Origin of the sequence: Anaerococcus ihuae (assembly GCF_928368155.1) — a bacterium.
Classification (GTDB): Bacteria; Bacillota; Clostridia; order Tissierellales; family Peptoniphilaceae; genus Anaerococcus; species Anaerococcus ihuae.
The window spans coordinates 62,676-89,132 of sequence record NZ_CAKMRU010000003.1; the positions used below are offsets into that span (position 1 = coordinate 62,676).

Here is a 26,457-nt window from a genome sequence, read left to right on the forward strand (position 1 = left end):
TTAGATTTCCTTTCTTAAATCGTGGATTTTTTTGCTTGCCTTTAAAATTTTATCAAAATCATCTGGGACTACACATTGGGCACCGTCTGAAAAAGCCTTGGCAGGATTTTCGTGAACCTCAATCATTAGTCCATCAGCCCCAACAGCTGCCGCAGAAAGAGACAAATCTTTTACATATCTTGAAATTCCAGCTGCATGAGATGGGTCAATTATTACAGGAAGGTGAGTTTTTTCATGCAAAAATGGAATAGCAGTGACATCCAAAGTATTTCTTGTTGCAGTTTCAAAAGTCCTAATTCCCCTTTCACAAAGAATTACCCTTGTATTTCCCCTGCTCATTATATATTCAGCTGCCATCAATAATTCTTCATAAGTTGCAGCCAAGCCTCTTTTTAATAAAATAGGCTTATCAGTTTCACCAAGAGCCTTCAACAAATCAAAATTTTGCATATTTCTTGCCCCAACTTGTAAAATATCTACATTATCAAAATATTTTAATTGGTTTATTTCCATAATTTCTGAAACAAGGGCAAGACCAGTTTCCTCTTTTGCTTTTACAAGATAATCAATGGCTTTTTTTCCATAACCTTGGAAAGAATATGGGCTAGTTCTTGGTTTAAAAGCTCCTCCCCTTAAAATTGTTGCTCCAGATTTTTTTATTTTTTGAGCTATTGATACAATTTGCTCTTCACTTTCAACTGAGCATGGTCCTGCCATAAAAACAAAAGACCCACCTCCGATTTTTGTTCCATTTTCAAGAGTAATTATTGTATCTTCTGGGTGAAATTTTCTGTTTGCCTTTTTGTATGGTTCTTGGATTCTTATTACATCATCAACAATTTTTTTTGATTTCATATCATCTTTTGAAACCTTGGATGTATCTCCCAAAAGTCCCAAAATCGTAGTGTTTGTACCAACTGCCTTACTAACTTTAAGACCCATATCTTCAATTTCTTTTATCAAAGCACTTAACTCAGCTTCATTAATATTATTTTTTAATTTAATAATCATATTTCCTCCGATAAGTTTTCATCTTCTAAATTAAAAAAGCTTCCTGGCTATTACCAAGAAGCTAAAATTCAAAAAACTTAAATCTTTTAAAAATTTTGCACATGATAAATAGCCTTACTTTTGTCAAAAGTAAAGTTAAAAAAGTAAAAGCTATTTTGTGTAAAATTTAAGTTTTTCATTATTTTCTCCTGTTTTAAATTTTTTTATATTATAGCACAGATAAATTTTTCAGTAAAGTTAATTATTGTGTGAATTCATAATAGCTTCAGTTAGTTTTGGTATAACTTGTTTTTTTCTTGATAAAACTCCTGGAGCTGAAATTGTTCCATTTTTTACCTTATTTCCAAAAACATTTTCTATATCACTTAGATAATTTCCTACAACCAAAAGCTCAGATTTTTTGTTAAAAATATCTGTAAGAACAAGGACAAAGGTATTTTCTCCCTTGGCATGAATTCTTTCTTCCATTAAATTTGTTAGCTTATCTTTTATTGGATCAAGCTCTTCTGGATTCATTGTCATAACTTGTCCAACCCTAATTTTATCATCGCCAATTGTAAAGGCCTTTACATCTCCATCAATCAAATCCTCTGGTGATTTGTTTTTCAAACTTGTTCCTGCCTTAAACATCTTCATGGCAAATTCCTCTGGATTTATATCTGCAATTTTTGTAAGTCTATTTAAAACTCTCTTGTCAGTTTCTGTTGTTGTTGGAGACCTAAATAAAAGTGTATCAGAAATTATAGCTGCTGAAAGGATTCCTGCTATTTCTTTTGTTGGTCTAATTCCAGATTCAAAAAACATTTTCGCTACAATTGTTGCAGTTGATCCTACAGGCTCTGCCCTAAAAAATAGGGGTTGGTTTGTAACAACATTTGCAACTCTGTGGTGGTCAATTATTTCAATAATTTCTGCATAGTCAATATCATCAACTGATTGGTTTCTTTCATTATGGTCAACTAAAATCAATTTTTTCTTTTCATCAGAAATTAAATGGTATCTTGAAATTGCCCCAAGAACCCTTCCTCTTGCATCAACAATTGGATAAGATCTAAATCTAGTTTTTCCCATTACTTCACGAACTGTATCAACCGTATCTTCTGGTGAAAAATAAACCAAATTTTCAGTGCTCATTACATTTGCAATCGGAACTGCCATTGGCAAAAGTCTTGCCGTCATAAAGGTATCATATTCTGTCGAAATAATTGTAATATTATTTTTTTCGGCTTCTTCTATCAAATCTTTTTTCATTTCTGACCCATTGGTCAAAATTATTAGGGAAATATTTTTATTTATAAGATATTCTTGAGCTTCAAGCCTATTTCCAGTTATAACCAAATCTCCATCCCCAACCAAGGAATTTTGAGGTGAATCTTTTTCATTCATGGCATAAACCATCATTTTCCCTGTAAAAGCTCTAGGATTTTTTGGATTTACAACGATTTTGGCTGATAGAATATCTGCAATATTTTCAAGTGGAGTATGAGTTCTTCCAATAATCCTATCATCCCAAACCTCCATATAAGAATGGGTCAAATTTGAAAGAGAGGCTACTCCTATTAATTTTTCATTTTCATCAACTACAAAAAGAGAATTCAATTTATTTTCTTGAATTATTGACCAGGCATTTCTAATTGGAAGAGATTCATCGACATTATAAGAATTGTCATAGTCAATATCTTTTATTTGAAGTTTCATTGAGTCCTTGTGAAGGGGAGCCTTTACTCCAAAATAATCAAGGACAAATTGGGTTTCTTGGCTAACATGACCAAGCCTTATTGGAATAGCCTCTGTATCGCCGAGCCTATTTTTTAAATTTGCATAGGCAAGGGCTGAGCAAATAGAATCAGTATCTGGATTTTTGTGACCTGTAATATAAACTGTTTGTTTCATAATACCTCTAACTTTCGCTATCAAATTTAACTCTAAGTAAATTTATTTTGTAACGTTCAACCTTCTCACAAATTAAAGTAACATCATCAATCTTTACAACATCTCCAGTTATTGGCAGACGGTTAAGATAATCTATAACCAAACCTCCAACCGAATCATTTTTAACTTCTTTTAAATTTCTATCAAAATAATCATTAAAATCATTTATATGCATACTTGCATCAACTATAAATTCATTTTCACAAACTTTGTAGACTTTCTCATCATCAGGATCATATTCATCATATATATCTCCAACAAGCTCCTCAATTATATCTTCAATTGAAACAAGTCCTTCCGTTCCTCCGTACTCGTCAACAACAATGGCGAGTGAAACGTTCATTTTTTTCATTGATTTAAAAAGATCAATTATATTCATATTTTCGTAGGCATAATAAGTTTGCCTAAGCATATCTTTTAAGATTGGATCACGTCCTTCAGCAACAAAAGTTACTATATCTTTCATGTGCAAAACTCCAACAATATTGTCTATGCTCTCCCCATAAACTGGAATTCTTGAATGTTTGCACTCAATTAAAAATTTATCCAATTCTTCTTTTGTAGAATCTATTGATATTGCTTCCATATTTGTTCTTGGAGTCATAATATCAGATGCAAAAGATCCACCAAAATCAAAAACATTATTTATGATTTCACTTTCTTCATTATTTATTACACCTTGCTCTTCACCAACATCAACTATAGTTTTTAAATCTTCTTCAGTTACCTTATCAGAATTTTCCACTCCATCAGACATTTTTTTAGTAAGATATTTAGTAAAAATTCCAAGTAAGATTACAGTAGGCTTTAAAATTATAGAAATAATAAAAATAGCCTTTGAAAATTTAAGGCCCATTTTTTCGCTGTTAATTTGAGCTGCAAGTTTTGGAGTTATCTCACCAAAAATTAATACAGTAATCGTTACAACAATTGTAGAAATCGCCGCTCCTGCTCCTCCAAAAATATCAGTAAAAAAAAGTGTTGCTATAGTTGTTGTAAGGATATTTACTATATTATTTCCAACAAGAATTGTTGTAATTGTATTTTGGCTATCATCAACGAGTTTTCTAAGTAATGTTGCATTTTTTACTCCCTTTTCTTCAAGTTGCCTTAATTTAAATTTATTTATAGAAGTAATGGCTGTTTCAGAAGATGAAAAAAATGCTGAAAATAAAATTCCAAAAATCATTACAATTAACTCAATAATATTTTTAGTCGTCAAAGCTTCCTCCTTGCATATATTATATGAGAAATTTATAAAAAAATAAAGTGATTAAGTAAAGTAAATATGGTATAATATGCACGGAAAAAAAGGAGGAATTATGGAAAAAAATTCGAACGAATCACTTGCCGAAAAAATTTTCAGATTAAAAGAGAAAAAAACAAATGTTAAAACTGAAATTATGGCAGGAATAACAACATTTATGACCATGTCTTATATTTTGGCAGTAAATCCACAAATTTTGGGAGATGCTGGAATGGACAAGGGAGCAGTTTTTACTGCAACAATAATTTCATCAATTATTGCAATTTTAATTATGGCTTTTTATGCAAATCTTCCATTTGCACTTGCTCCAGGAATGGGACTAAACGCATTTTTCACCTACACAGTTGTAATGACTATGGGAAAAAGTTGGGAATTTGCACTAGCAGCTGTTTTTATTGAAGGAATTATTTTTATTTTATTAACATTTTTCAATGTTCGTGAAGCAATTTTTAATGCTATTCCAAGAAGTTTAAAAACTGCAGTTTCTGTAGGAATTGGATTATTTATTGCTCTAATAGGTTTACTAAATTCCACAGTAATTGTAAAAAATGATATAGGTCTTGGCCTTGGAAATTTAGTTAGCAAAGAAAGTTTTATATTTTTTATTGGACTTTTAATTATGGCAGTTTTAACTGCAAGAAAAACAAAGGGAGCTTTGTTAATAGGAATTGTAATTTCTACAATTATTGCTCTTTTTACTGGAGTAAGCAAGATTCCAGAAGGAGGACTTATACAACTTCCTCCATCACTTAGCCCAATATTTTTTAAATTGGATTTATCATCAGCATTTTCATTTGAAATGTTTTCTGTTGTTTTTGCATTTTTATTTGTAGACTTATTTGATACAGTAGGAACTTTGACAGGAGTTGCAACAAAGGCAAAAATGTTAGATGAAAATGGAGAATTACCAAATGCAAGTCGTGCACTTTTGGCTGATAGTATAGGAACTACTATAGGATCAATTTTAGGAACATCAACTGTAACAACTTTTGTAGAAAGTGCAACAGGAGTTGCAGAAGGTGGAAGAACAGGACTTACAGCTCTTTCAACAGGATTTTGTTTCTTCCTATCAATATTTTTCTATCCATTAATAACAATAATTCCAGCCCAAGCAACAGCAGCTGCTCTTGTAATGGTAGGATTATTTATGATAGATTCAATAGTTGAAATAAATTTTGGAGACTTCACAGAATCATTCCCAGCCTTTATGACAATAATTATGATGCCATTTGCCTATTCAATAGCAGAAGGAATCGCCTTTGGAATGATTTCATATGCAATCGTAAAATTATTAACAGGAAAAGGAAAAGAAGTTTCCCCACTTGTTTATGTACTTGCCCTAGTATTTTTACTAAGATATATGCTTCCATTATTTTCATAAATAAGCAAACAAAAATTCCCCATTATTTGGGGAATTCAGTCTGTTGACAAACTAAAAATTTTTCCATTTCGAGCGAACGCAGTGAGTCGAGAAATCTCGTGAGATCTCTTGTATCATATAGTTGTAGTCATTCTATGGAAATTTACAATAGAATATTATACACTAAACATAGTGTTGTGGAATGTTTGATATCTCTATAGCTTTGACTATTTCATGGAGACTACAACCACATAGCTATGTTTTTTTGTTTATTAGTTAGATAGCGCTTGACGCTTTATTGTACAAGGTTACATGACATTTCTTATGTGGATGCACAACTATTTTTTTCGGAGGTTTTTATGATTTTTTTGGGAATTGATGTTTCTAAGTTTAAACATAACTGTTTTCTTTCTGATGGGGATAATTTTGATATGGGGGAACATTTTGAAATTAAGAATTCTAGAGAGGGTTTTGATTTTTTAATTGATAAACTTTCTTCTTATGATAGGGATAATATTAGAATAGGATTAGAATATACTGGTAATTATCATCTCAACTTATCTAGATTTCTTCTTGATTTGAATTTTAATATTCACTTTTTTAACCCTTTTCAAACTTGTCTTTTTAGAAGAGCTGATAGTTTTAGAAATACTAAAACTGATAAGGTTGATGCTTTCTTCATTGCTAAGCTTTTAAAAACTACCTGTGATTCTAATCCTACTCTTTTTGAATTTTATCATAATTATGATCTTAAGTCACTATGTAGGTATAAGTCTATTTTGAAAAGGGATAGGTCTAGATTAAAAAACTCTATTGTTTCTTTTTTGGATATTGTTTTTCCTGAACTTTGTAATGTTTGTAATGATGTTTTTTCTAAGTATGTTCTTGCTATCCTTTATGAGTTTTCTTCTGCTTATGAAATTTCTAAGGCTAATATTACTAGGCTTTCTAATTTAATTAAGAATGCATCTAGAGGTGCTTATTCTAAGGATAAGGCTTTGATTATTAGGGATGCTGCTAGAAATTCTATTGGGTATTTTTCTTATTCTGTTTCTTTTCAATTGAAACAGTCTATTGATTATTTGTATTTTTTGGATAGGAAAATTGATGAGATTAATGTAATGATTAAGCCTTTACTTGATGATATTAATAGTCCTATTATGAGTATTCCTGGTATTGGTATTGAACTTGGTCCTACTATTATTTCTGAAATTGGGGATATTAACAGATTTGATTCTTCTTCTAAGTTGTTGGCTTATGTTGGTTTGGATCCTTCTATAAGTCAATCTGGGACTTTTCATTCTTCTTTTAGTACTATGAGTAAAAGAGGTAGTTCTTATTTGCGTGATAGTTTGTTTAAGGCTGCTTTTATTATTAGTCAAATTGAACCTGTTTTTAAAGAATATTATTTAAAAAAGAAGGCTGAGGGAAAACATCATTATGTGGCTCTTACTCATGTAGCAAGAAAATTGGTTAGGGTAATATTCTATTTATTGAAAGAAAATGAAGTATATGTGAGTAAAGTTTAAAAATAATATTAGAATATTTTAAACCATCAAGCTTGATGGTTTGTTTACTATGCTCATTTTTATGTTATTTTATATTTAAATCTCATATTTAATAGAAAAATAGGTTCATATTTAATGAATATTCATAAAATATAAACCTATTTTTATTAGTTTGATTTTTTTATTTTTTTCTTGACATCCGATAGTTAGTCTCCATGCGTTCGTTTCACTCACTTAGTCGAGATGGGTTAGTATTAATTTAATTCTAAATTACTAATAATTCTTAATAATTAGACTTTGTCTACGCTCTGAATTCCCCATTATTTGGGGAATTTTTAAATTATCATAAAATTATTTTTATTTTACATCTTATCTTCTACTGATTTTATTTTTTGATCAAGGCTTGCTGATTTATCTCTTCTATCATCAATTTTTATTACTGAATAAACTCTATCAGCTCCGTTTTTAAAAACTGATTCTTGGCAGGCTCTGATTGCTTCAAAAGCCCTATCAATATCTCCATGGATAACTGTTCCCATTGGATTTAATCTTACTTCCAAATCTTCGTATTTTTTCAAAACTTTTTCGCAACCTGCTACATATTTTGAAACAGAAGTTTCTTTTGTTCCTATTGGTACTACTGTTAATTCTAAAACTGCCATAATATCCTCCTAATATTTTTTATTGTAAAAATCTTCAAATATTTTTATAGCTTCTATGTGATCATCTACTCCGCCAAGCTCTCTTATTGAGTGCATGGCAAGAATTGGTGTGCCGACATCAATTGATTTTATTCCAGATTTGGAAGAAACTATCGGTCCAATTGTTGATCCACCGACCTTATCAGATCTGTTATGAAAAGTTTGAACTTTTGCTCCAACATTTTTTGCATGTTTTAAAAATCTCGCCCTAGTTTCTACATTTGTTGTATAGACACCATTAGAAGCTACCTTTATTCCTATACCCATATTTATTCTTGTATTATTAGTAGAATCAAATAAATTACTATAATTTGGATGAATTGAATGAGAAAGGTCTGCTGAAATTAAATATGAATTTGAAAGAGCAATAAAATAATCTTCCCTGTCATAGCCTAAATTCATCACAATTCTTTCCATAATTTGGTCCAAAAATGGTGAGCTTGCTCCAGTTCTTGTGCCTGATCCAATTTCTTCATTGTCATTTAATACACACATATTAAATTTTTCATTTTTACTATTTATTAAAGCTGTAAGTGATTGGTGGACACTTGCAAGATTATCAAGTCTTCCAATATGGATAAATTCGTCATCACTTCCCATAATAGATCCTTTTTGCCTATCAAAAAGTGCCAAATCAAAATCTATTATTTTCTTTTCATAAACTCCAATTTCTTTTGCCAATAATTTTTGCAAAAATCCTTCTTTTTTAAAATCATCTTCGATTGTTTTTATAATCGGAGAAAGTTCATCTTGCATATTATATTTATATCCAGAATTTAAATCCCTATTAATATGAATTGCACAATTTGCAATTGTCAAAAGGTCTTTATCAATTTTTACAAGTTTTGATTTAATTTCTCCATTTTCTTCATAAACAACTTTTCCCGCAAGGGACAAGTCCCTGTCAAACCAAGAAGATACAATCATTCCCCCATAGCCTTCAACATTAAATTTCAAAAACCCATTTGAATTCATTTCTGGATTTGATTTTATTTTAAAAGTTGGAGAATCTGTATGAGATCCAATTATATCAAACCCCTTTCTTGGATCATCCCCAACACTAAAGGCAATAAGGGCCGTATCATCACGGCTTACAAAATATTTTCCGCCTTTTTCAAGTTTCCACTTTTCATTTTCTTCTAATTTTTTAAAATTATTTTTTTCTAAAAGTTCAATAGAATTTTTAACTGCAAAATAGTTTACAGGACTTTTGTCAATAAATTCTATTAAATCATTGATTATTTGTTTCCTATTCATATAATATATAGTACCCTTAAGAGTCTTTATTAAAAGTGAATTTTGACTTTTGATTAAACTTTGCATTATAATAGTAAAAAGGGTACGGAGGTAAGTATTTATAATGAAGAAATTAGAGGAAGTAATATTAAGCCATGGAACAGTTCTTGGCAAAGATATTTTAAAGGTTGATTCATTTCTAAACCATCAAATAAAACCAAAATTGATAAAGGAAATGGGTGAAGAATTTGCCGAACATTTTAAAGATAAAAATGTTAATAAAATTTTGACAGTAGAATCATCAGGAATTGCCCCAGCAGTTATAACAGGTCTAGTCCTTGATTGTGATGTTGTTTTTGCAAGAAAACAAAAATCTCTTACAACTGATGACAATACATATTCATCAACTTGCTATTCTTACACAAAAGAAGAGATGAAAAGACTAATCGTTAGCAAGGATTTCTTGCACGAAGATGATAATGTTTTGTTAATAGATGACTTTTTGGCAAACGGTCAAGCTGCAAAAGCTATGGTTGCAATTTGTAAGCAAGCAGGAGCAAATGTAGCTGGTGTTGGAATAGTTATAGAAAAATCCTACCAAGACGGAAGAAAACTTCTAGATGATATGGGACTTGATGTTTATTCTCTAGCAAGAATTTCCCACATGGACGGAAAAGAAATAGAATTTATAGATTAATCTAAGATGGCTTTTGCCATCTTTTTTCTTTTAAATTTTTTAAAATAAAAAATCCCACTTGCGTGAGATTTTCAAATTTTAAATTTATGAATTTATTATTACTTCTACTTGTTCAAGCAAAACATTTTTATTGTGAGAAGTTATTGATGAATAAGCAAATATCAAACCATCATCATCAATATTTAAAGTTTTCATTATTTCTTTTATGTGTTTTTTTAGATGTGTTTTAGGTATTTTGTCGTATTTTGTTGCTATAACAAATCCTGTAAATCCAGAATCTATTATCCAATCATACATTTCTTTATCTTGTTTGGTTGGTGCATGTCTTATATCTACCAAAAGAAAAACTTCTTTTAAATTTTCTCTTTCATAAAGATATTTATGGATTAAATTATTCCATTTTTCTTTTTCTTTTTTTGAAACTTTTGCATAGCCATAGCCTGGAAGGTCGACTAGTCTAAATTTATCATTTATTTTATAAAAATTTATGGTCTTAGTTTTACCTGGCTTTGATGATGTTTTGGCAAGATTTTTTTTATCCAAAAATGAATTTATAAAAGAAGATTTTCCTACATTACTTCTTCCTGCAAAGGCAATTTCTTCAAAATTATCATTTGGAAATTGGGAGGCAAATCCTGCAACTTGGTCCAAATTTACTGATTTTATTTTCATATTAAAGCTTCCTTTAAAACTTCTCCAACTTGAGATACTTTTATAAAGTTTATTTTTTCCCTAACTTCCTTATCAATATCTTCAATATCTTTTTCATTTTCTTTTGGAATAATTACATTTTTTATGTCGTAAGCATAAGCTGCAAGAGCTTTTTCTTTTAATCCTCCAATTGGCAAAACTTCTCCAGTTATTGTAACTTCACCGGTCATTGCAAGATCACTCCTTACTTTTTTTCCTGTAAGAGCTGAGGCGATTGCAGTTGTCATTGTAATTCCTGCTGATGGGCCGTCTTTTGGAGTTGCTCCTTCTGGAACGTGGACGTGGATATCTTTATTTTTATAGAAATCTTTATCTATTCCCAAATCTTTTGAATTTTTTCTCAAATAAGAAATTGCAGCTTGGGCTGATTCTTTCATAACATCTCCCAGACTTCCTGTAAATAAATTTACACCTTTGCCGTCCATGGCATTTACTTCAATTGTTAAAATTGTTCCACCAACTTGGGTCCAAGCAAGTCCATTTGCAATTCCAACCTTATCTTCTTTAAGTCTTTGGTCTTCAAAAAATCTTTCTTTACCAAGATATTTCTCATAATTTCTCATAGAAACATTAACTTTTTCTTTTCCTTCAAGAATTTCTTTTACAGAGCGTCTACAAATTTTGGCAATATTTCTCTCAAGAGACCTTACTCCTGCTTCTCTTGTGTAGGATTTTATGATTTTTTCTATAACCTTATCGGAAATATTCAAGTCATCTTTACAAAGTCCATTGTTTTCCATTTCTTTTTTTATCAAATATCTTTTGGCTATTTCTTCCTTTTCTCTTTGGGTGTAGCCAGAAATTTCTATAATTTCAAGCCTATCGAAAAGAGCTGGAGGAATATTTGAAATGTCGTTTGCTGTTGTTATAAAAAATACTTCTGATAAATCAAAGCCAATATCAAGATAACGGTCAATAAATTTATCGTTTTGTTCAGGATCTAAAACCTCAAGTAAAGCTGATGATGGATCTCCCCTAAAATCTGAACCCAATTTATCAATTTCATCTAGCAAAAATACTGGATTTTTTACTTTTATTCTTGATATATTTGATAAAACTCTTCCAGCCATAGCCCCAACATAGGTTCTTCTGTGACCTCTTATTTCTGATTCATCAGTTACCCCACCAAGTCTCATTGAAATAAATTTACGATTTAAGGCACGAGCAATTGATTTTGCAATAGATGTTTTTCCAACTCCAGGAGGGCCAGCAAGACAAATTACAGCGGCTTGGTTGTCTCCTTTTTTCTTTCTTACAGCAATTGATTCAAGAATTCTTTCTTTAACTTCCATAAGTCCATAATGGTCTTCGTCCAAAACTTTTTTGGCATGAATTATATCCAAATTATCCTTTGATTTTTTGGACCAAGGAAGGGATAAAACAAAATCAAGATAGGAAGTTATAACCCCATAATCAGGGCTCATTTCAGGAATCATTTCAAGCCTATCGACACTTTTAAGTAGAGTTTCCTTATCTTCCTTATTGATTTTTAATTTTTTGATTTTTTTCCTAAAGGCATCCGCCTCATTTAAATCCTTTCCTGTAAGATCATTTAATTCATTTTTTACAGCGTCAAGTTTTTCCCTAAGATAATATTCTTTTTGTCCCTTGTTAATATTTTCTTGAACCTTGGCATCAATTTTTTTGGATAAATCTTTTAACTCAATTTCTTTTTGGATAAGCTTGTGAAGATTTATTAATTTTTCTTCAATATCTAGCTCTTTTAATATAGAATAATTTTCCTTTGGACTTAAAGGAAGATAATAAGTTATAAGATTTGCAAGTTTATCAATATTTTCAATTTCTACCAAAGAAAAGGCAATTTCTGGTGGTATAGAATTATCAATTGAAACATAAGATCTAAAATCTTCAACCAACATTTTTTTCAAGGCTTCTATATTTTCATTACTTTCAAAATTTTCTTCATCAAAAATATATTCTTTAATATTCGCCTTAAAAAATCCATCTTCAATTTTTACATCCAAAACTTCACCGACTGATTTTGCTTCAATCAAAACCCTAAGCTCGCCGTTTTGCAAATTAAAAGTTTGTTTTATACTTGCAACCGTTCCAAAATCATAAATATCTTCTTTTTTTGGATTATCTTCAAGTATATCTTTTTGATTTACCAAAAAAATTTCAGATTCATTTAATAAAGCATCTTCTACAGCTTTTTTTGAAACTGCTCTTTGGCAATCAAAATGGACAACTGTATCAGGAAAAGCCCACAAGCCCCTTACTGGGACCATTGGATATTCTTTTGTATCTATTTTATAGATAAAGCTCATTTTATCTCCTTGTGTTATAAAAAGGGAGCACTAAGTCTCCCCTTTTATTTGTATATTAATTTTTTCTTATCTTTTATAGCACCTTTTGATACAATAACTTCTTTTATATGATCTTTTGAAGGAATGTCAAACATTACGTCCAATAACAAATCTTCCAAAATTGTCCTAAGCCCTCTAGCACCTGTTTCTTGCTTGTAGGCTTTTTCGGCAATTTCTTTAACTGCTTCATCTTCAAAAGTTAATTTTACTCCATCAAGTTCGAATAATTTTTGATATTGCTTTAATAGAGAATTTTTTGGCTCTTGTAAAATTCTTACAAGACTTTCTACATTCAAATCTTCAAGCGAAACAACTATTGGAACTCTTCCAATGAATTCTGGAATTAATCCATATTTCAAAAGATCTTCTGTAGTAACATCTGCCAAAGAAACTTCTTTATTTTCACTATCTTCTGAACCAAAACCAATTGATTTTTTGTTGGTTCTTTGTTTTATTATATCTTTAATTCCATCAAAGGCTCCACCAACAATAAATAATATATTTGTTGTATCAACTTGGATATATTCTTGGCTTGGATGTTTTCTTCCGCCTTGAGGAGGAACATTTGCAACAGTTCCTTCAATTAATTTTAAAAGCGCTTGTTGAACTCCTTCTCCACTAACATCACGAGTTATTGAAGGATTTTCACTTTTTCTAGTAATTTTATCTATTTCATCTATATAGATTATTCCTGTTTGGGCAAGTTCAATATCATAATCAGCAGCTTGAACTAATTTTAAAATAATATTTTCAACATCTTCTCCAACATAACCTGCCTCGGTCAAACTTGTAGCATCTGCAATTGCAAATGGAACATTTAATTTTTTGGCAAGGGTTTGAGCAAGAAGAGTTTTTCCAGAACCTGTTGGTCCTAGCATCAAAATATTAGATTTTTGTAGCTCAACTTCGCTATCATTATCATAATTTGAATTTATTCTTTTGTAGTGGTTATAAACTGAAACCGATAGGGTTTTTTTCGCCATATCTTGTTGGATAACATATTGGTCCAAATATTCTTTAATCTCACTTGGTGTGGCAAGATCAATATCCATATGACTGTGCTCAACCAATTCTTCTCTTTCGATAATTGAAGCACAAAGCTCAATGCATTCATTACAAATGAAAGCATCTGGCCCTGCAATTAACCTATCAACTTCGTCAGCACTTTTCCCACAAAAGGAACATCTATTTTCTTCAAATTCCATTTTACCCATACTTATTCTATTACCTTGTCTATTAAGCCATATTCTTTTGCTTCATAAGCGTCCATGGCAAAATCTCTATCCGTATCTTTTTGAATTTTTTCAATACTTTGACCAGTGTTATTTGACAAAATTTTATTTAATCTTTTTTTGATTTTTAAAATTTGTTCAGCTTGGATTTGAATATCGCTTGCTTGACCTTGGGCACCACCGGATGGTTGGTGGATTAGAATATTTGAATTTGGAAGAGAAAATCTCTTTCCCTTTGCTCCAGATGAAAGTAAAACTGCTCCCATAGATGCAGCTTGTCCTATACAAATTGTAGATACATCTGGTTTTATATAATTCATTGTGTCATAGATTGCAAGACCTGCTGTAACTACTCCACCCGGTGAATTTATATAAAATTGAATATCCTTGTTTGGATCTTGGCTTTCCAAAAATAAGAGTTGAGCAATAATTATATCACTTACCCCATCTTCAACAGGACCTGTTAGAAAAATAATCCTGTCTTTTAATAATCTTGAGTAAATGTCATAAGCACGCTCGCCCCTATTTGTTTGCTCTATTACTGTAGGAACTAAAAAGTTTTTTGCGTTCATAAAATCTCCTTATCTTTTGGAGCTTATGATTACTAATCTTCTTTTTCGTCTTCTTTGTCTTCTTCCTTAGCAGGAACTAATTTTACATTTTTTTCTAGAATTTCTACAGCTTTTCTTCTCTTGATATTTTCTATAACTGTATCTCTAGAAACATTCTTTTCGAAGATTTCTTTGAATTTTTCGTAATCATCTACTCCATATTGCTTAGCAGCATCTTTTATTTCATTTTCTATTTCTTCATCACTTACTTCAATATTTTCTTTTAAAGCAACTTCATCCATTACAAGATTTGCTTTTACTTTGTCTTCAGCAACAGCTCTATATTGATCTCTAATGGCAGCCATATCCATTTTTGTCATTTCAATATATTGTTGTAAAGAAATTCCCATTTGACGTAATCTTTGGTCAAGATTTTGCATTTCAAGATCAATTTCTTGGTTTACTAGTGGATCTGGAGCATTTACTTCAGATTTTTCTACTAGGGCTTTGATTGCTTCGTTTTGAATTTGATTTTTTACAAATTTTTCTTTATCTTCTTTAAGATTTTTCTTCGTATCTTCTTTTAATTCTTCTAAGGTTTCAAATTCAGAAATATCTTTTGCAAATTCATCGTCAATTTCTGGAAGTTCTTTTCTTGAAATTGAATTGATTTCTACTTCAAATCTCGCATCTTTTCCTTGGAATTCTTTTGCTTGATAATCTTCAGGGAAAGTTACATTTACATCAAATTTATCTCCAACTTTGTGTCCTTCAACTTGTTTTTCAAAATCGCCTACAAATGATTTTGATCCAAGAACTAAATCGTGATTTTCAGCTTTTCCGCCTTCAAATCTTTCTCCATCAAGAAAACCATCAAAATCGATATTTACTGTATCTCCATCTTGAGCTTCTCCGTCTTCTATTGGAATAATTCTTGCATTTTCTTCTTGTTGATGTTTAAGTTCGTGTTCTACATCTTCATCTGTAACTTCTGTTGGAATTTCTGTAACTTCAAGTTCAGAATAATCTCCAAGAGTTGGATGTGGTTTTGTTTCAACTTCTACCTTAAATACAACGTCTTTTCCTTTTTCTATATCGTCAAAATCAACTGATGGTTGATCAATTACTTCAAGATTTAATTCATCAATAGCCTTGTTATAAGGTTCTGGGAAAACTTCTTGGATTGCTTCGTCATAAAATACTTCAGCTCCATACATTTTTTCAATTATTCTTTTTGGAACTTTTCCTTTTCTAAATCCGTCTACCCTATATCTAGACTTGTTTTTTTTGTAAACATTATCTACTGCTTTTTGAAACTCTTCAGCAGCTACTGTTATGTCAAATTTTGCTATATTATTTTCATGTGATTTTAATTCTGTCATCGTTTTGCCTCCTAAAACACTATATACTCATTAGTTTAATATACTACTTCTAATAATTTCTATCAAGATTATTGTATTTATTTTTAATATATTTGCTAATTTCATTCTTTTTATTTGCTAATTTTTCATCCATAACCAAATTATAGACTTCATTTAAGATTATTCCTAGCTCTTTGCCCTCTTTAAATCCCAAATTTATCAAATCATGTCCAGAAAAATCTATCTGATCTTTTTTTCTTGGCGTATCTGAATTTAAAATTTCTTCTAAAATTATTTTTGCATTTGAAATATTTTCTGTATTATCGTGAACTGTTGATAAAACATCTGCCCTTTGAAGATCAAATAAATCATAGATATTTTCATCTCCAACTTTTCTTAAAAGCTTTCTTACAGATTTTTTTGTGTAGGTGTTGGTATTATCCATGTGCCTTTGGACTAAAATCGAGGTATTTTCTATAAATTTTTTTGGATATTTTAATTCTTTTAATCTTTTTTCAATAATTTCTTTAGAAATATCTTGGTGACCAAAAAATCTTCCCTCCCCCTTTTCATCAAGAAAAAAACTTTGAACTTTTCCTGTATCGTGAAACAGAGCTGCCATTCTAGTTTTTAAATTTTTTGGGCTTAAATCCAAAACCTTCATGCTATGGTCAAATAAATCTAAATTGTGGTGGGATGAATGTTGGTTAAATCCTTTCATTTTCTTTACTTCTGGAAAAATATATGCCAAAAGATTTAATTCATCCAAAAGCCTGATCCCTCTTGAAGGCTTATCTGAAAGTAAAATCTTATCAATTTCATCTCTAATTCTTTCTTTTGAAATTTCTTCAATATGACTTGCCTTATTTTTTATGGCATTTTTCAAGTTTTTTTCTATAGAAAAATCAAGAACAGTGGCAAACCTTACTGCCCTTAGGGCCCTTAGATAGTCTTCTTCTATTCTTTCGTAAGGATTGCCAACTGCTCTTATTATTTTTTGAGACAAATCATTTTTTCCAGAAAACAAGTCTATAATTTGACCCTTTCTTTCTGCCATAGCATTTATGGTGAAATCTCTTCTTTTTAAATCTTCTTCAATTGTATTTGAAAATGAAATTTCTCCCGGATGTCTTTTATCTTTATAAGATGATTCTGCCCTAAAAGTTGTGATTTCATATTCTTTGGACTTATAAATTACCTTAATAGTTCCAAATTTTTTTCCAATATCAATTAGTTTTAAATCAGAAAAAATCCTCATAATATCACTAGGTCTTGCCCTTGTCGCTAGGTCAATATCATGGATTTTTCTTTCTAAAAGTTTATCTCTTACAGCCCCTCCAACAAGGTAGGTTTCAAATCCCTCATCTTCTAGCCTTTTTACTAAATCTTCGTAGGACATTAACTTTTCTTCCCTAATTTTATATAAATATCTACAAAAGAATCAGCATCATTTAGCTCTACAGCTTCAGGGATATCTAGTTCTACGCTTTGCTCAAACTCATCGTTTTTTAAGCTGGATAAGTCAATTTTTTTGGTTTTTATAGTATCAATTTTATCTAAAATATTTTTCTCACCCTTAATAATTAACTTATCTGGTGAAATTTTACTTTCTTCTACTTGCATGTTTTTTGGAAGATTTCCATAGTCAATTTCTAATTTTACTTCCTTACTTTGCAAAACATCAAAGGCAATTGACACATCATTTTTGGAAAGATCTACATTTTCTACAGTTTTTCCATTTTTATCAACTGGTCGTACCCCAATATCATGAATTTTTCCATCAAGGTATTCCTCATTATTAATATTTATAAGAAGTTTATCAACCTTATCAATATTGTTTCTAAGACCTGAAACTGTTATTTTTCTTGGATCTTGTTCACTTACATTTATTATCTTTGATTCTTTTAATCTATCAGAAATCTTTATTTCTATTGGCAAGTCTTTTTTTACAATTTTTTCTACTTTAAAATTAAGGTTTGAAGGAGTAGTTTTTTCAATTTTTATTCCAGCAGGTCCATCAACTTTTACATTTAAAGTTTTTATTCCCTCAGTTGGAACTCCCAAATCAACACTTGCTATTAAATCATCAGCAGTTAAAGATGCAAGATCCGATCTTGATCCTTCAACTCTTACATTTACGCTTGAAACTTGATCTCTTCCAACCAAGGCATACCCATCTTTTTGCAAATCCTCTTGATTTTTTATGGTCAATGGAACATTTCTAATAGTTTTTGAAAGGGAAGGATTTGTTGAAGTCATTACAAAAGCCCACATGATAACTGCAACAAGAATTGATAAAGCAACTAATTTTCTATCATTTTTATTGTTCATCTTCACCCCTCCTTTTAAGATTCAATTTATTTTCATTTTCTTTAAGTTCTTTTATAAGCCTATCCTTTAAAGATTCTTCATCAAAATACCTGTTAATGGTTCCATTACTTACAATTGAAATTGTTCCAGTTTCTTCACTTACAACAACCACAAGACAATCACTTTTTTCACTAATTCCAATAGCAGCCCTGTGACGAGTTCCAAGCTCTTTTGAAATAGTATTATTTGTAGTCAATGGCAAATAACAAGCCGCTGCCTCAATCAAATCATCACGAATTATTACCGCTCCATCATGAAGAGGCGTATTTGGAATAAAGATATTTATCAAAAGCTCACTGGAAATTTCAGATCTTAAAAGAGTTCCGCTTTCAATAATATCATTAAGACCAACTTCTCTTTCAATAACGACCAAGGCACCGATTTTTTGCCTTGACAAAGAACTCATAGCTGAAACAATTTCATCAATTGACCTATCATTTTTATTGTAAGAATCATTTACAAAAAAGCTTCTACCCCTACCAATTCTCTCCAAGGCAGACCTTAATTCTGGTTGAAAAACTACAATTATAAATACCAAAGATACAGTAAAAAATTGATTCATAAGCCATGAAACAGTATTTAATTTAAAAATATCTGCAATGGATGCAAAAAATAAAACAAAAATAAATCCTTTCATAACCTGTTCAGCCCTAGTATTTTTTAATAGCTTTAACAATTTATAAGCAATAAAAGAAATTAGTGCTATATCAATTATATCTGTAATCCTAATTAAAGATAAATAGGCAATAAAATTATCTAAATATGACATGTCTACCTCCTAAGTCTATTTATATTATATACTTTATTGTGAAAATTTGTAGAAAGAAAGGCTTAAATGAAATAAAATTTAATTTTTTTGAAATTTTATATTTAAAATTTGGTGGAAATATTCGCAAAAAAAATACCAAGTTTTTGGCTTGGTAACAGACTGTTGACAAAGTATACAAATCCTCATGCTAAGAATATCATACGGAAAAAATTGATTTGATTTCAAATTTTAAAATTCGTCAAAAAACGCACTCTAAAATTTAAAGCAATGATATTTTATTAAATAAATTAACTTCAATTAAATTTTATTTCTTCGTTTTATTCCGAGGGATAAATATTAAAATCGTGCCACAGGCACAATTTTAAACTATTTATCTGTCATCGCGTTAGCGAGTTTGCGTTTTTAGAATTTTGAAATTTAGAAATCAACAATTTTTGAAGTCAGATATTCGTGCTTGAGGGTTTGTCTACGCTCTGACCAAGCTTTTAGCTTGGTGTTTTTGTTAGTTTTAATTTTTGTTTTCAACTATTATTTATTTTTGTAATTTAAATTTTATTCTTCGTTTTTTCTCCGCGGCATGCTTGTAAAAAATGTGCCACAGGCACTATTTCTAAGCCAAGCACGCTATTTGACCGCGTTTGACTTAATTTGGTTTTTTATTATTTTAAAACTAATTTTTAATTCTTCGTACTTACTCCGCGGCATGCTTGTAAAAAATGTGCCACTGGCACATTTTTTAGCCAAGCATGACATCTAGGATCATCATTACTGAAAAGCCTACTGAAAACCAAATTACTCCTAGGTTTGAGTGGTCTTCTCCTTCTCCTGTTGCTTCTGGTATTAATTCTTCTACTACTACGTAAAACATTGCTCCGGCTGCAAAGCTTAATAAATATGGTAAAATTGGAATCATTATTTGGGATAAGATTATTGTCAAAACTGCTGCCACTGGTTCTACTGCTCCTGATAAAACTCCCATAACAAATGATTTATTTTTTCCAATTCCTTGCTCTTTTAAGGGCATGGAAATTATTGCTCCTTCTGGGAAATTTTGAATTGCAATTCCTAAAGAAAGTGCCATAGCTCCTGCCATTGTTAAATCTGTATTTCCTGATAAAACTCCTGCAAAGGTAACTCCCACTGCCATTCCTTCTGGTATATTGTGAATTACAACGGCAAGAACCATCATGGTTGTTTTTCTTAATGAATCATTTTTTGGTCCTTCTGCAACATCACTGTCAACGTGTTGATGGGGAACTACATTATCTAAAAATAATAAAAATATTATTCCTACTGCAAATCCAACCACAGCTGGGATCCAAGAAACTTTCCCCATTTTTTCTTCTACCATTTCCATGGCAGGAATTAAAAGTGACCAAATACTTGCTGCAACCATTACTCCTGCAGCAAATCCTGATAGGGATTTTTGTAATTTTTTTGATAATTCATTTTTCATTAAATACACCATAGCCGCTCCTAGGCTTGTACCTACAAAGGGTATGAGTATTCCTATTATTATATCTTTGTTCATTATTATTATTTCTTTCTATTTTAAATTATAATTTCCAAATATCTTTTGCATATTCAAGAATTGTTCTGTCTGATGAGAAAAATCCTGCGTTTGCTATATTTTTAAGACTCTTTCTTGCCCATGTAAGTCTATCGGAATATTCTTTATTTATTTTTTCATGGGTATTTTTGTAATCTTCAAAATCTTTTAAAAGAAAATATGTGTCGGCTCTTTCTCCACCTTGTGGATTTATAAGAGAGTTGTAAATATCTAAAAACATATAGGAATCATTGTCTTTTAATTCTCCTGAAACCAGGGTATCTACTGCATCTTTTATATCCTCATTTGTGTGGTAGAATTCTTTTGGATTGTAAGAATCATAAATTTCATTTAATTCTTCAACCTTTGCTCCGAATAAATAATTATTTTCTACTCCTGCATTTTCAAAAATTTCTATGTTTGCCCCATCATATGTTCCAAGTGTCAAGGCTCCGTTTAGCATAAATTTCATATTTCCTGTTCCTGAGGCTTCTTTTCCTGCTGTTGAAATTTGCTCTGAAATATCCGCTGCTGGGAAGATTTTTTCTCCATAGCTTACCCTGTAATTATTTACAAATACTACTTTAATTTTGTCATTTACTTCTTCATCATTGTTTATTACTCTTGCAATTTCGTTTGCAAGTTTTATCATAGCTTTTGCCCTAAAATATCCTGGTGCAGCTTTTCCTCCAAGTATAAATGTTGTTGGATAAAAGTCCATGTCAGGATTGTTTTTTAATTTATGGTAAAGGCTAATTATGTGAAGAAGATTTAAATGTTGTCTTTTGTATTCGTGAATTCTTTTTACTTGAATATCAAAAATTGAATTTGGATCTATATTTATTCCTTCGTTTTCTAAAATATATTTTGCCAAATCTTTTTTATTTTCAAATTTTATTTGATTTAATTCTTCTAGAGTTTTTTCATCATCAAGGTATTTTTCTAGTCCCTTTAATTTTGTAAGATCATATTTCCAATCATCATTTCCAAGTTTTTCTGTGATGAAATTTGAAAGTCTGATGTTTGAGTAAACCAACCATCTTCTTGGTGTGATTCCATTTGTTTTATTGTTGAATTTTTCTGGCATTATCTTATACCATTCTTTAAAGGTATCATCTTTTAGTATTTGTGAATGTAGTTTTGCAACTCCATTTACTGACTTACTCATAAGAATTGCAAGGTTTGCCATTCTTATTTGGTCAAATCTTATAATTCTGTATGGGTCGATTGCCTCTTCTGAAAGACCTTCTTCTTTAAATTCTTTTACCAAATTTTCATTTAATTTTTTTATTATTTCAAAACATCTTGGACAAACTTCAAGCATTATATCTTTTGGCCAAGTTTCTAATGCTTCTTGCAAAACTGTGTGATTAGTAAAGGCGAATGTTTTTTTGGTTATTTCTACAGCCCTTTCAAATTCAATGGAATTTTCATCCACTAAAACTCTTATTAGCTCTGGAATTGCAATTATTGGATGGGTATCGTTTAATTGAATCACATGATATTTTGGGAAATCTTCAAATTGAAGGTCGTGTTCAAAATATAGCTTATATTTTGAAACCATATCTTGAATTGAAGCTGAACAGAAGAAATATTGTTGTTTTAATCTTAAAACTCTTCCTTCTCTTTGCATATCATTTGGATATAAAACTCTGGTTATATCTTCCGCCCTATTTTTTTCTTCGACAGCCTTATCATATTGAAAATTATTAAAATATGAAAAATCAAATTCTTCAAATGGCTCTGCTTGCCAAAGTCTTAGGGTATTTACTTGCTCATTTTCAAAACCAAGCATTGGCATATCGTAAGGAACTGCCTTTACTGTTTGATCCCTAAATTTTACAATTTTTGAATCAGATTCAACTCTTATTGACCAACCATCGCCATCTTTTATCCAGTGATCACCCTCTTCTACTTGAAAGCCATTTTCTATTTTTTGTTTGAAAAGTCCTTCTCTGTATCTTACTCCATAACCATACATATCAAGCTTTTGGGTTGCTGCTGAATCCATAAAACAAGCAGCAAGTCTACCAAGACCACCATTTCCAAGAGCAGCATCATCTTCAAAATTTTCTATTGATTCAAAATCAATATCTATTTCACTTAAAATTTCCTTAACCTCATCATAAATTCCAAGATTTATTAGGTTATTTCCTAATGATCTTCCCACCAAAAATTCTGCAGATAAATAATAAGCCTTTCTAGATCTTCTTGTCCTATTTTTACAATTTCTCCATTCTTGATTTATAAGCTCCATTATTGTATCGCAAAGAGCAAAATACCTGTCCTTATCAGAAGTTTCATTGAAACTTTTAAGGGTTATTCTTTGCAGGTTTTCAATGTAGTTTTCCATAAATTTGTTTTTATTCATAATTTTTCTCCTTTTTTACTAAAAATCTTTTTCTTTTCTAATTTTATTTCAATATCTTATTTATTGTCTTTTAATAATTAAATTATTATATATCATCTTTTTCAAAATAAATCAAGCCTGTGTAAGTTCTTTTCTGCCTCAAAAATTTTTTTAATGAAATTTTATATAATTTCCCCCAAGATGAAATTGTAAGTTTATAATCCTCATTATATTTTTCGATTTCTGTAATTGTCACTCCATGATGTTTCATAAGATCAACTGAGTTACTCATCCAATTAAAAAATATTACAGGCAAATCTTGCCTTATTGCACCTAAAATAAATTCAGCAACTTCATCCATGGATTTTCTTCTTAGGGGAAAATCTTCCAAAATATGAGATTTTAATTTCAAATGATAGTTAGATCTAATTTTATTTAATTTAAAATCTAAAACTCTTGCTGTTGGAACACCATATATTTTTGGCCTTAAAATTTTAAAAAACCAATATTGGTAATCATTAAATTGATCTAGGCTAAATTCTTCAAACGATCTAAAAAGATATAAATAAGTGTTGGTGAAGGCTGTAACTACACAGGACCTATCCCTATAAAACTTACTGACTCCAACTTCTTTTAAATCATTTTGATATCCCCCATAATAAGTTTTTTTGTTTTTTATTACAGGAACAAATTCGCCCATTCTAGATCTTTTTAATTTCATCTATTTTTCACCCTTCTTATAGTGAATTTTTTCTGCTAATTCTTTTATTTCTTCATCAGAAATTTCTTTTTTTGCCAAGGTCTTATCCATTTTTTCATTCATTAATGTATATAAGATTGAAGCTATTGGGATTGAAACAAGCATTCCTGCAATTCCAAACAAACTTCCTCCAATGGCAATTGATACAATCACCCAAATTGATGGAAGTCCGATTGTTTTTCCTGCAAGAGCAGGATAGATAATTGAGCCTTGAACTTGTTGGGCAATCAATAAAAATATCAAAAACACCAAAGATTGGAAAGGTGATTCTATAAAAATTAAAATCATCATAATAATCGTTGCAATCAATGGTCCAACGTATGGAATAAAGTCTGCTATTGCAACTAAAATTGCTGCCATAGCCGCAAATGGAATTTTTAAAATTAACATTCCAATAAAAACCAAAAGTCCAAGAATCAAACTTGATAGGGCCTTTGAATTAATATATGAAGCAAATGTTGAATAAGAAAGGCTTGCAACCTTATTTATTTCATCAGCATTTTCCTTTCTAAACAAGGAATAAATAATTCTATTTGAAAGAATCTTTAAGTCCTTTTTATTTATCAAAACAAATACAGAAAATATAGTAGCTGCAACAATTGTAACAAGGGTTGATGATACTGAATTTATAATTGAAGTAGTTTTATTAAAAATATTTCCAGCCTCACCAAGGAAATAATCTTTAATCTGCTCCAAACTTTTGTTCCAATTAACAGAATATATATAATCTTGAACGTCATCTGCAAATCTTTTTGTTATTTTATTTTTATTTAAAAGTCTTACCAAATCATTTAAAAATTCCGGAAACCTATCAACAAGAGTTGTAACAGCATTTGATATTCTTGGAATTAAAACATTTAAAAATATGCTTATAGCAAGGATAAATAAAATCCAAGAAGATATAAGCGAAAATACTGGAACTAACTTTTTTGTCTTTTCTGTTTTAAAAATCTTAGAATACACTTTTCTTTCAAAGAAATTCATGGGCAAATTTATAATAAATGCCAACATAAACCCAATCAAAAAAGGTTGAATTACAGCTATAAATACGGTCAAGCCATCTTTTACACTTTCAATATACCAAAAGGCAAAAAATACTAAAATAGATATAAGAATAACCTTTAATAATTGTGAATTCTTTTCATCTAATTTTTTCATTAAATTTTAATACTCCTTATTTTTCATTTACCTATATTCTACCATAGAAATTTTTCATCTTCCATTTATATAAATGATATAATAAGCATGAGGTGGATTATGAAAACATGCTATATATTTGCTGGCGGAGAATTTGATGGATTTTTTGACCAAATAAAAAAAGAAGATTATATAATTGGAGCTGACAAGGGCTATACATACATAAAAAAAATCGGATTAAAGGCAGATGAAATAATCGGAGATTTTGACTCATCAAAAGAGCCAGATTTTTTAAATAAAACTAAGCTAAAACCAGAAAAAGACGAAACAGACCTTTATGCTGCAATAAATATTGCCATGAAAAAAGGATACAAAAAAATTATAATCTATGGTGGACTTGGCGGAAGAATCTCCCACACAATTGCAAACATAAAAATAATGGAAGAATTCAAAAAAAAGGGAATCGATATAGAATTAAAAAACAAAAATCAAAGATTATTTGTAATAGATAAAAATTTTGTAGAAAAAAAACAAATAAAAAATACCTATATTTCTATTTTTGCCCTATCGGAAAAAATAGAAAATTTAAATTTAATAAATTTGAAATACGAATTAAAAAATTTTACCTTAAAAAATCATATGCACCTTGGCGTTTCAAACGAACCTATTGGAAAAGAATTTAAAATTGAATTTGATAAAGGTATAGTTCTTGTAATTTATGAAAACAAAAACACATATAAATAAGGCAGGATTTCCCGCCTTATTTTTCAAAATATTTTTCTATATTTAACCTACCAACTACAACATCATCACCATAAACTAGTATTGGCCTTTTTAATAGCATGCCATCTGATGCTAGTAAGTCTAATTTTTCATCTTCACTCATATCTTTTAACTTGTCTTTTAAATTCAATTTTCTATAAATTTGTCCAGATGTATTAAAAAATTTTTTTATCTCCAAACCACTTTTTTCATACAAGTCTTTTATTTTGTCTTTTTCTGGTTTTTCTTCTTTTACATCTTGAAATTTATAATCAACTTTCTTCTCTTCTAAAAATTTTTCAGTTTTTTTGCAAGTTGAGCATGATTTATATCCAATTAATAAAGCTTCCATAATTTCTCCTAAATTTTTCTAAAAAAAGAGATTGGCAAAGCCAACCCCTTTAGTTTTTCTTATTTTCTATCGTCATTGTCAGATTTTTTTGCTTTGTATTCGTCTCTTGTCATAACATCAACTACATCAACATTTACTGTTACAACATCAAGACCTGTCATTTGTTTTACATTTTCTTTTACAACTTTTTTAATATTTTCAAAAATTTGTGGAGCAGATTTTCCATATTCTAAAATAATTTGCATATTAACTTTTGCTTCTTTTTGTCCAACTTCAACATCTACTCCAGATGTATCTTGTTCATTTGATGATTGGAAAACTGATGAAACTGAATCAAAAAAACTTGCTTTCATATCCAAAATTCCATCAACTCTGTTTACTGCAATTCTTGAAATTTTTGCTACAACCTTATCAGCAATTGTTAGCTTTGAAACTTCTTGTTCAATTTCTTGGTCTTGTTCGATTCCTTTTTCGTAATCTTTGTCAAATGTTTTTTCTGTCATAATTTTCCCCT

The 26,457-nt window shown here is 30.1% G+C and carries 23 protein-coding genes; 4 read left to right on the forward strand and 19 right to left on the reverse strand.

The features are described 5' to 3' along the window. The 3 genes from aroF to L6653_RS07565 all read right to left on the reverse strand — a co-directional run bounded on the left by aroF (position 1) and on the right by L6653_RS07565 (position 4,165). Entirely contained in the window at positions 1-1,011 is a 1,011-nt protein-coding gene (aroF, locus tag L6653_RS07555; RefSeq protein ID WP_236786404.1) for a 3-deoxy-7-phosphoheptulonate synthase, read from the reverse strand. Between the two features lie 237 nt (positions 1,012-1,248). Further along, positions 1,249-2,904 carry a putative manganese-dependent inorganic diphosphatase gene (locus L6653_RS07560; RefSeq protein WP_236786406.1) on the reverse strand — a complete coding sequence of 552 codons (1,656 nt, stop codon included), beginning with the start codon at positions 2,902-2,904 and terminating at the stop codon, positions 1,249-1,251. Positions 2,905-2,911: 7 nt separating this feature from the next. Further along, the gene (locus L6653_RS07565) at positions 2,912-4,165 is read right to left on the reverse strand and encodes a hemolysin family protein (protein ID WP_236786409.1); all 1,254 of its coding nucleotides are present in this window, start codon (positions 4,163-4,165) and stop codon (positions 2,912-2,914) included. A gap of 100 nt (positions 4,166-4,265) precedes the next feature. On the opposite strand from L6653_RS07565, the gene L6653_RS07570 reads away from it, so the two are divergent. Together L6653_RS07570 and L6653_RS07575 are read left to right on the forward strand one after the other, a co-directional pair. Next, positions 4,266-5,591, forward strand: a complete 1,326-nt coding sequence (locus L6653_RS07570; protein WP_236786411.1) for an NCS2 family permease — start codon at positions 4,266-4,268, stop codon at positions 5,589-5,591. A 338-nt stretch (positions 5,592-5,929) separates the two neighbouring features. Continuing rightward, complete coding sequence (locus tag L6653_RS07575) at positions 5,930-7,099, forward strand: IS110 family RNA-guided transposase (RefSeq protein WP_236785121.1); 1,170 nt, start codon at positions 5,930-5,932, stop codon at positions 7,097-7,099. A gap of 341 nt (positions 7,100-7,440) precedes the next feature. Here L6653_RS07575 and L6653_RS07580 read toward each other — a convergent pair whose 3' ends face one another. Both L6653_RS07580 and L6653_RS07585 read right to left on the reverse strand, forming a co-directional pair. Continuing rightward, positions 7,441-7,740, reverse strand: a complete 300-nt coding sequence (locus L6653_RS07580; protein WP_236786413.1) for an MTH1187 family thiamine-binding protein — start codon at positions 7,738-7,740, stop codon at positions 7,441-7,443. Between the two features lie 9 nt (positions 7,741-7,749). Next, positions 7,750-9,036 carry a M18 family aminopeptidase gene (locus tag L6653_RS07585; RefSeq protein WP_236786415.1) on the reverse strand — a complete coding sequence of 429 codons (1,287 nt, stop codon included), beginning with the start codon at positions 9,034-9,036 and terminating at the stop codon, positions 7,750-7,752. Positions 9,037-9,139: 103 nt separating this feature from the next. Here L6653_RS07585 and L6653_RS07590 point away from each other — a divergent pair, with 103 nt between their 5' ends. Next, on the forward strand, positions 9,140-9,712 hold the full coding sequence (locus L6653_RS07590; RefSeq protein WP_236786417.1) for a xanthine phosphoribosyltransferase: 573 nt from the start codon (positions 9,140-9,142) through the stop codon (positions 9,710-9,712). 84 nt (positions 9,713-9,796) lie between these two features. On the opposite strand, the gene yihA is transcribed toward L6653_RS07590, so the two are convergent. The 12 genes from yihA to L6653_RS07650 all read right to left on the reverse strand — a co-directional run bounded on the left by yihA (position 9,797) and on the right by L6653_RS07650 (position 24,850). After that, entirely contained in the window at positions 9,797-10,384 is a 588-nt protein-coding gene (gene yihA / locus L6653_RS07595; protein ID WP_236786419.1) for a ribosome biogenesis GTP-binding protein YihA/YsxC, read from the reverse strand. After that, the gene (gene lon, locus L6653_RS07600; protein WP_236786421.1) at positions 10,381-12,711 is read right to left on the reverse strand and encodes an endopeptidase La; all 2,331 of its coding nucleotides are present in this window, start codon (positions 12,709-12,711) and stop codon (positions 10,381-10,383) included. The genes yihA and lon overlap by 4 nt, the downstream gene beginning before the upstream one ends. A 44-nt stretch (positions 12,712-12,755) precedes the next feature. Continuing rightward, on the reverse strand, positions 12,756-13,964 hold the full coding sequence (gene clpX / locus L6653_RS07605; protein WP_236786423.1) for an ATP-dependent Clp protease ATP-binding subunit ClpX: 1,209 nt from the start codon (positions 13,962-13,964) through the stop codon (positions 12,756-12,758). 2 nt (positions 13,965-13,966) lie between these two features. Beyond that, a complete protein-coding gene (clpP, locus tag L6653_RS07610; RefSeq protein WP_236786425.1) occupies positions 13,967-14,554 on the reverse strand; it encodes an ATP-dependent Clp endopeptidase proteolytic subunit ClpP in 588 nt (195 codons plus the stop codon). Positions 14,555-14,586: 32 nt separating this feature from the next. Further along, on the reverse strand, positions 14,587-15,915 hold the full coding sequence (gene tig, locus L6653_RS07615; RefSeq protein WP_236786427.1) for a trigger factor: 1,329 nt from the start codon (positions 15,913-15,915) through the stop codon (positions 14,587-14,589). A 49-nt stretch (positions 15,916-15,964) separates the two neighbouring features. Next, positions 15,965-17,293: a CCA tRNA nucleotidyltransferase gene (locus L6653_RS07620; RefSeq protein ID WP_236786429.1), complete on the reverse strand. Its 1,329-nt coding sequence runs from the start codon at positions 17,291-17,293 to the stop codon at positions 15,965-15,967. Then, the gene (locus L6653_RS07625; protein WP_236786430.1) at positions 17,293-18,225 is read right to left on the reverse strand and encodes a CdaR family protein; all 933 of its coding nucleotides are present in this window, start codon (positions 18,223-18,225) and stop codon (positions 17,293-17,295) included. The genes L6653_RS07620 and L6653_RS07625 overlap by 1 nt, the downstream gene beginning before the upstream one ends. Next, positions 18,215-19,033, reverse strand: coding sequence for a diadenylate cyclase CdaA (gene cdaA / locus L6653_RS07630; RefSeq protein WP_236786433.1), 819 nt, complete (start codon positions 19,031-19,033; stop codon positions 18,215-18,217). Before cdaA ends, L6653_RS07625 begins: the two co-directional genes overlap by 11 nt. Before the next feature lie 736 nt (positions 19,034-19,769). Next, positions 19,770-20,564: a ZIP family metal transporter gene (locus L6653_RS07635; protein ID WP_236786434.1), complete on the reverse strand. Its 795-nt coding sequence runs from the start codon at positions 20,562-20,564 to the stop codon at positions 19,770-19,772. 25 nt (positions 20,565-20,589) lie between these two features. Then, positions 20,590-22,953: a glycogen/starch/alpha-glucan phosphorylase gene (locus L6653_RS07640; protein ID WP_236786436.1), complete on the reverse strand. Its 2,364-nt coding sequence runs from the start codon at positions 22,951-22,953 to the stop codon at positions 20,590-20,592. An 85-nt stretch (positions 22,954-23,038) separates the two neighbouring features. Beyond that, entirely contained in the window at positions 23,039-23,653 is a 615-nt protein-coding gene (locus tag L6653_RS07645; protein ID WP_236786438.1) for a hypothetical protein, read from the reverse strand. Beyond that, complete coding sequence (locus L6653_RS07650) at positions 23,654-24,850, reverse strand: AI-2E family transporter (RefSeq protein WP_236786440.1); 1,197 nt, start codon at positions 24,848-24,850, stop codon at positions 23,654-23,656. Between the two features lie 99 nt (positions 24,851-24,949). Here L6653_RS07650 and L6653_RS07655 point away from each other — a divergent pair, with 99 nt between their 5' ends. Then, a complete protein-coding gene (locus tag L6653_RS07655) occupies positions 24,950-25,573 on the forward strand; it encodes a thiamine diphosphokinase (protein ID WP_236786443.1) in 624 nt (207 codons plus the stop codon). A gap of 16 nt (positions 25,574-25,589) precedes the next feature. Here the strand turns inward: L6653_RS07655 and L6653_RS07660 are convergent, their stop codons facing one another. Together L6653_RS07660 and L6653_RS07665 are read right to left on the reverse strand one after the other, a co-directional pair. Beyond that, entirely contained in the window at positions 25,590-25,943 is a 354-nt protein-coding gene (locus L6653_RS07660; RefSeq protein ID WP_236786445.1) for a Spx/MgsR family RNA polymerase-binding regulatory protein, read from the reverse strand. 59 nt (positions 25,944-26,002) lie between these two features. Beyond that, entirely contained in the window at positions 26,003-26,446 is a 444-nt protein-coding gene (locus L6653_RS07665) for an Asp23/Gls24 family envelope stress response protein (protein WP_236786447.1), read from the reverse strand. Between the last annotated feature and the right edge of the window lie 11 nt (positions 26,447-26,457).

Coding starts and splice junctions, on each gene's coding strand:
- lon (WP_236786421.1), bottom strand. CDS start 12,711: ATGAGCTTTATCTATAAAATAGATACAAAAGAATATCCAATGGTCCCA.
- L6653_RS07560 (WP_236786406.1), bottom strand. CDS start 2,904: ATGAAACAAACAGTTTATATTACAGGTCACAAAAATCCAGATACTGAT.
- tig (WP_236786427.1), bottom strand. CDS start 15,915: ATGACAGAATTAAAATCACATGAAAATAATATAGCAAAATTTGACATA.
- L6653_RS07650 (WP_236786440.1), bottom strand. CDS start 24,850: ATGAAAAAATTAGATGAAAAGAATTCACAATTATTAAAGGTTATTCTT.
- clpX (WP_236786423.1), bottom strand. CDS start 13,964: ATGGGTAAAATGGAATTTGAAGAAAATAGATGTTCCTTTTGTGGGAAA.
- L6653_RS07590 (WP_236786417.1), top strand. CDS start 9,140: ATGAAGAAATTAGAGGAAGTAATATTAAGCCATGGAACAGTTCTTGGC.
- L6653_RS07665 (WP_236786447.1), bottom strand. CDS start 26,446: ATGACAGAAAAAACATTTGACAAAGATTACGAAAAAGGAATCGAACAA.
- yihA (WP_236786419.1), bottom strand. CDS start 10,384: ATGAAAATAAAATCAGTAAATTTGGACCAAGTTGCAGGATTTGCCTCC.
- aroF (WP_236786404.1), bottom strand. CDS start 1,011: ATGATTATTAAATTAAAAAATAATATTAATGAAGCTGAGTTAAGTGCT.
- L6653_RS07575 (WP_236785121.1), top strand. CDS start 5,930: ATGATTTTTTTGGGAATTGATGTTTCTAAGTTTAAACATAACTGTTTT.
- L6653_RS07635 (WP_236786434.1), bottom strand. CDS start 20,564: ATGAACAAAGATATAATAATAGGAATACTCATACCCTTTGTAGGTACA.
- L6653_RS07655 (WP_236786443.1), top strand. CDS start 24,950: ATGAAAACATGCTATATATTTGCTGGCGGAGAATTTGATGGATTTTTT.
- L6653_RS07585 (WP_236786415.1), bottom strand. CDS start 9,036: ATGAATAGGAAACAAATAATCAATGATTTAATAGAATTTATTGACAAA.
- L6653_RS07645 (WP_236786438.1), bottom strand. CDS start 23,653: ATGAAATTAAAAAGATCTAGAATGGGCGAATTTGTTCCTGTAATAAAA.
- cdaA (WP_236786433.1), bottom strand. CDS start 19,033: ATGTCATATTTAGATAATTTTATTGCCTATTTATCTTTAATTAGGATT.
- L6653_RS07580 (WP_236786413.1), bottom strand. CDS start 7,740: ATGGCAGTTTTAGAATTAACAGTAGTACCAATAGGAACAAAAGAAACT.
- L6653_RS07640 (WP_236786436.1), bottom strand. CDS start 22,953: ATGAATAAAAACAAATTTATGGAAAACTACATTGAAAACCTGCAAAGA.
- L6653_RS07570 (WP_236786411.1), top strand. CDS start 4,266: ATGGAAAAAAATTCGAACGAATCACTTGCCGAAAAAATTTTCAGATTA.
- L6653_RS07620 (WP_236786429.1), bottom strand. CDS start 17,293: ATGTCCTACGAAGATTTAGTAAAAAGGCTAGAAGATGAGGGATTTGAA.
- L6653_RS07660 (WP_236786445.1), bottom strand. CDS start 25,943: ATGGAAGCTTTATTAATTGGATATAAATCATGCTCAACTTGCAAAAAA.
- L6653_RS07625 (WP_236786430.1), bottom strand. CDS start 18,225: ATGAACAATAAAAATGATAGAAAATTAGTTGCTTTATCAATTCTTGTT.
- clpP (WP_236786425.1), bottom strand. CDS start 14,554: ATGAACGCAAAAAACTTTTTAGTTCCTACAGTAATAGAGCAAACAAAT.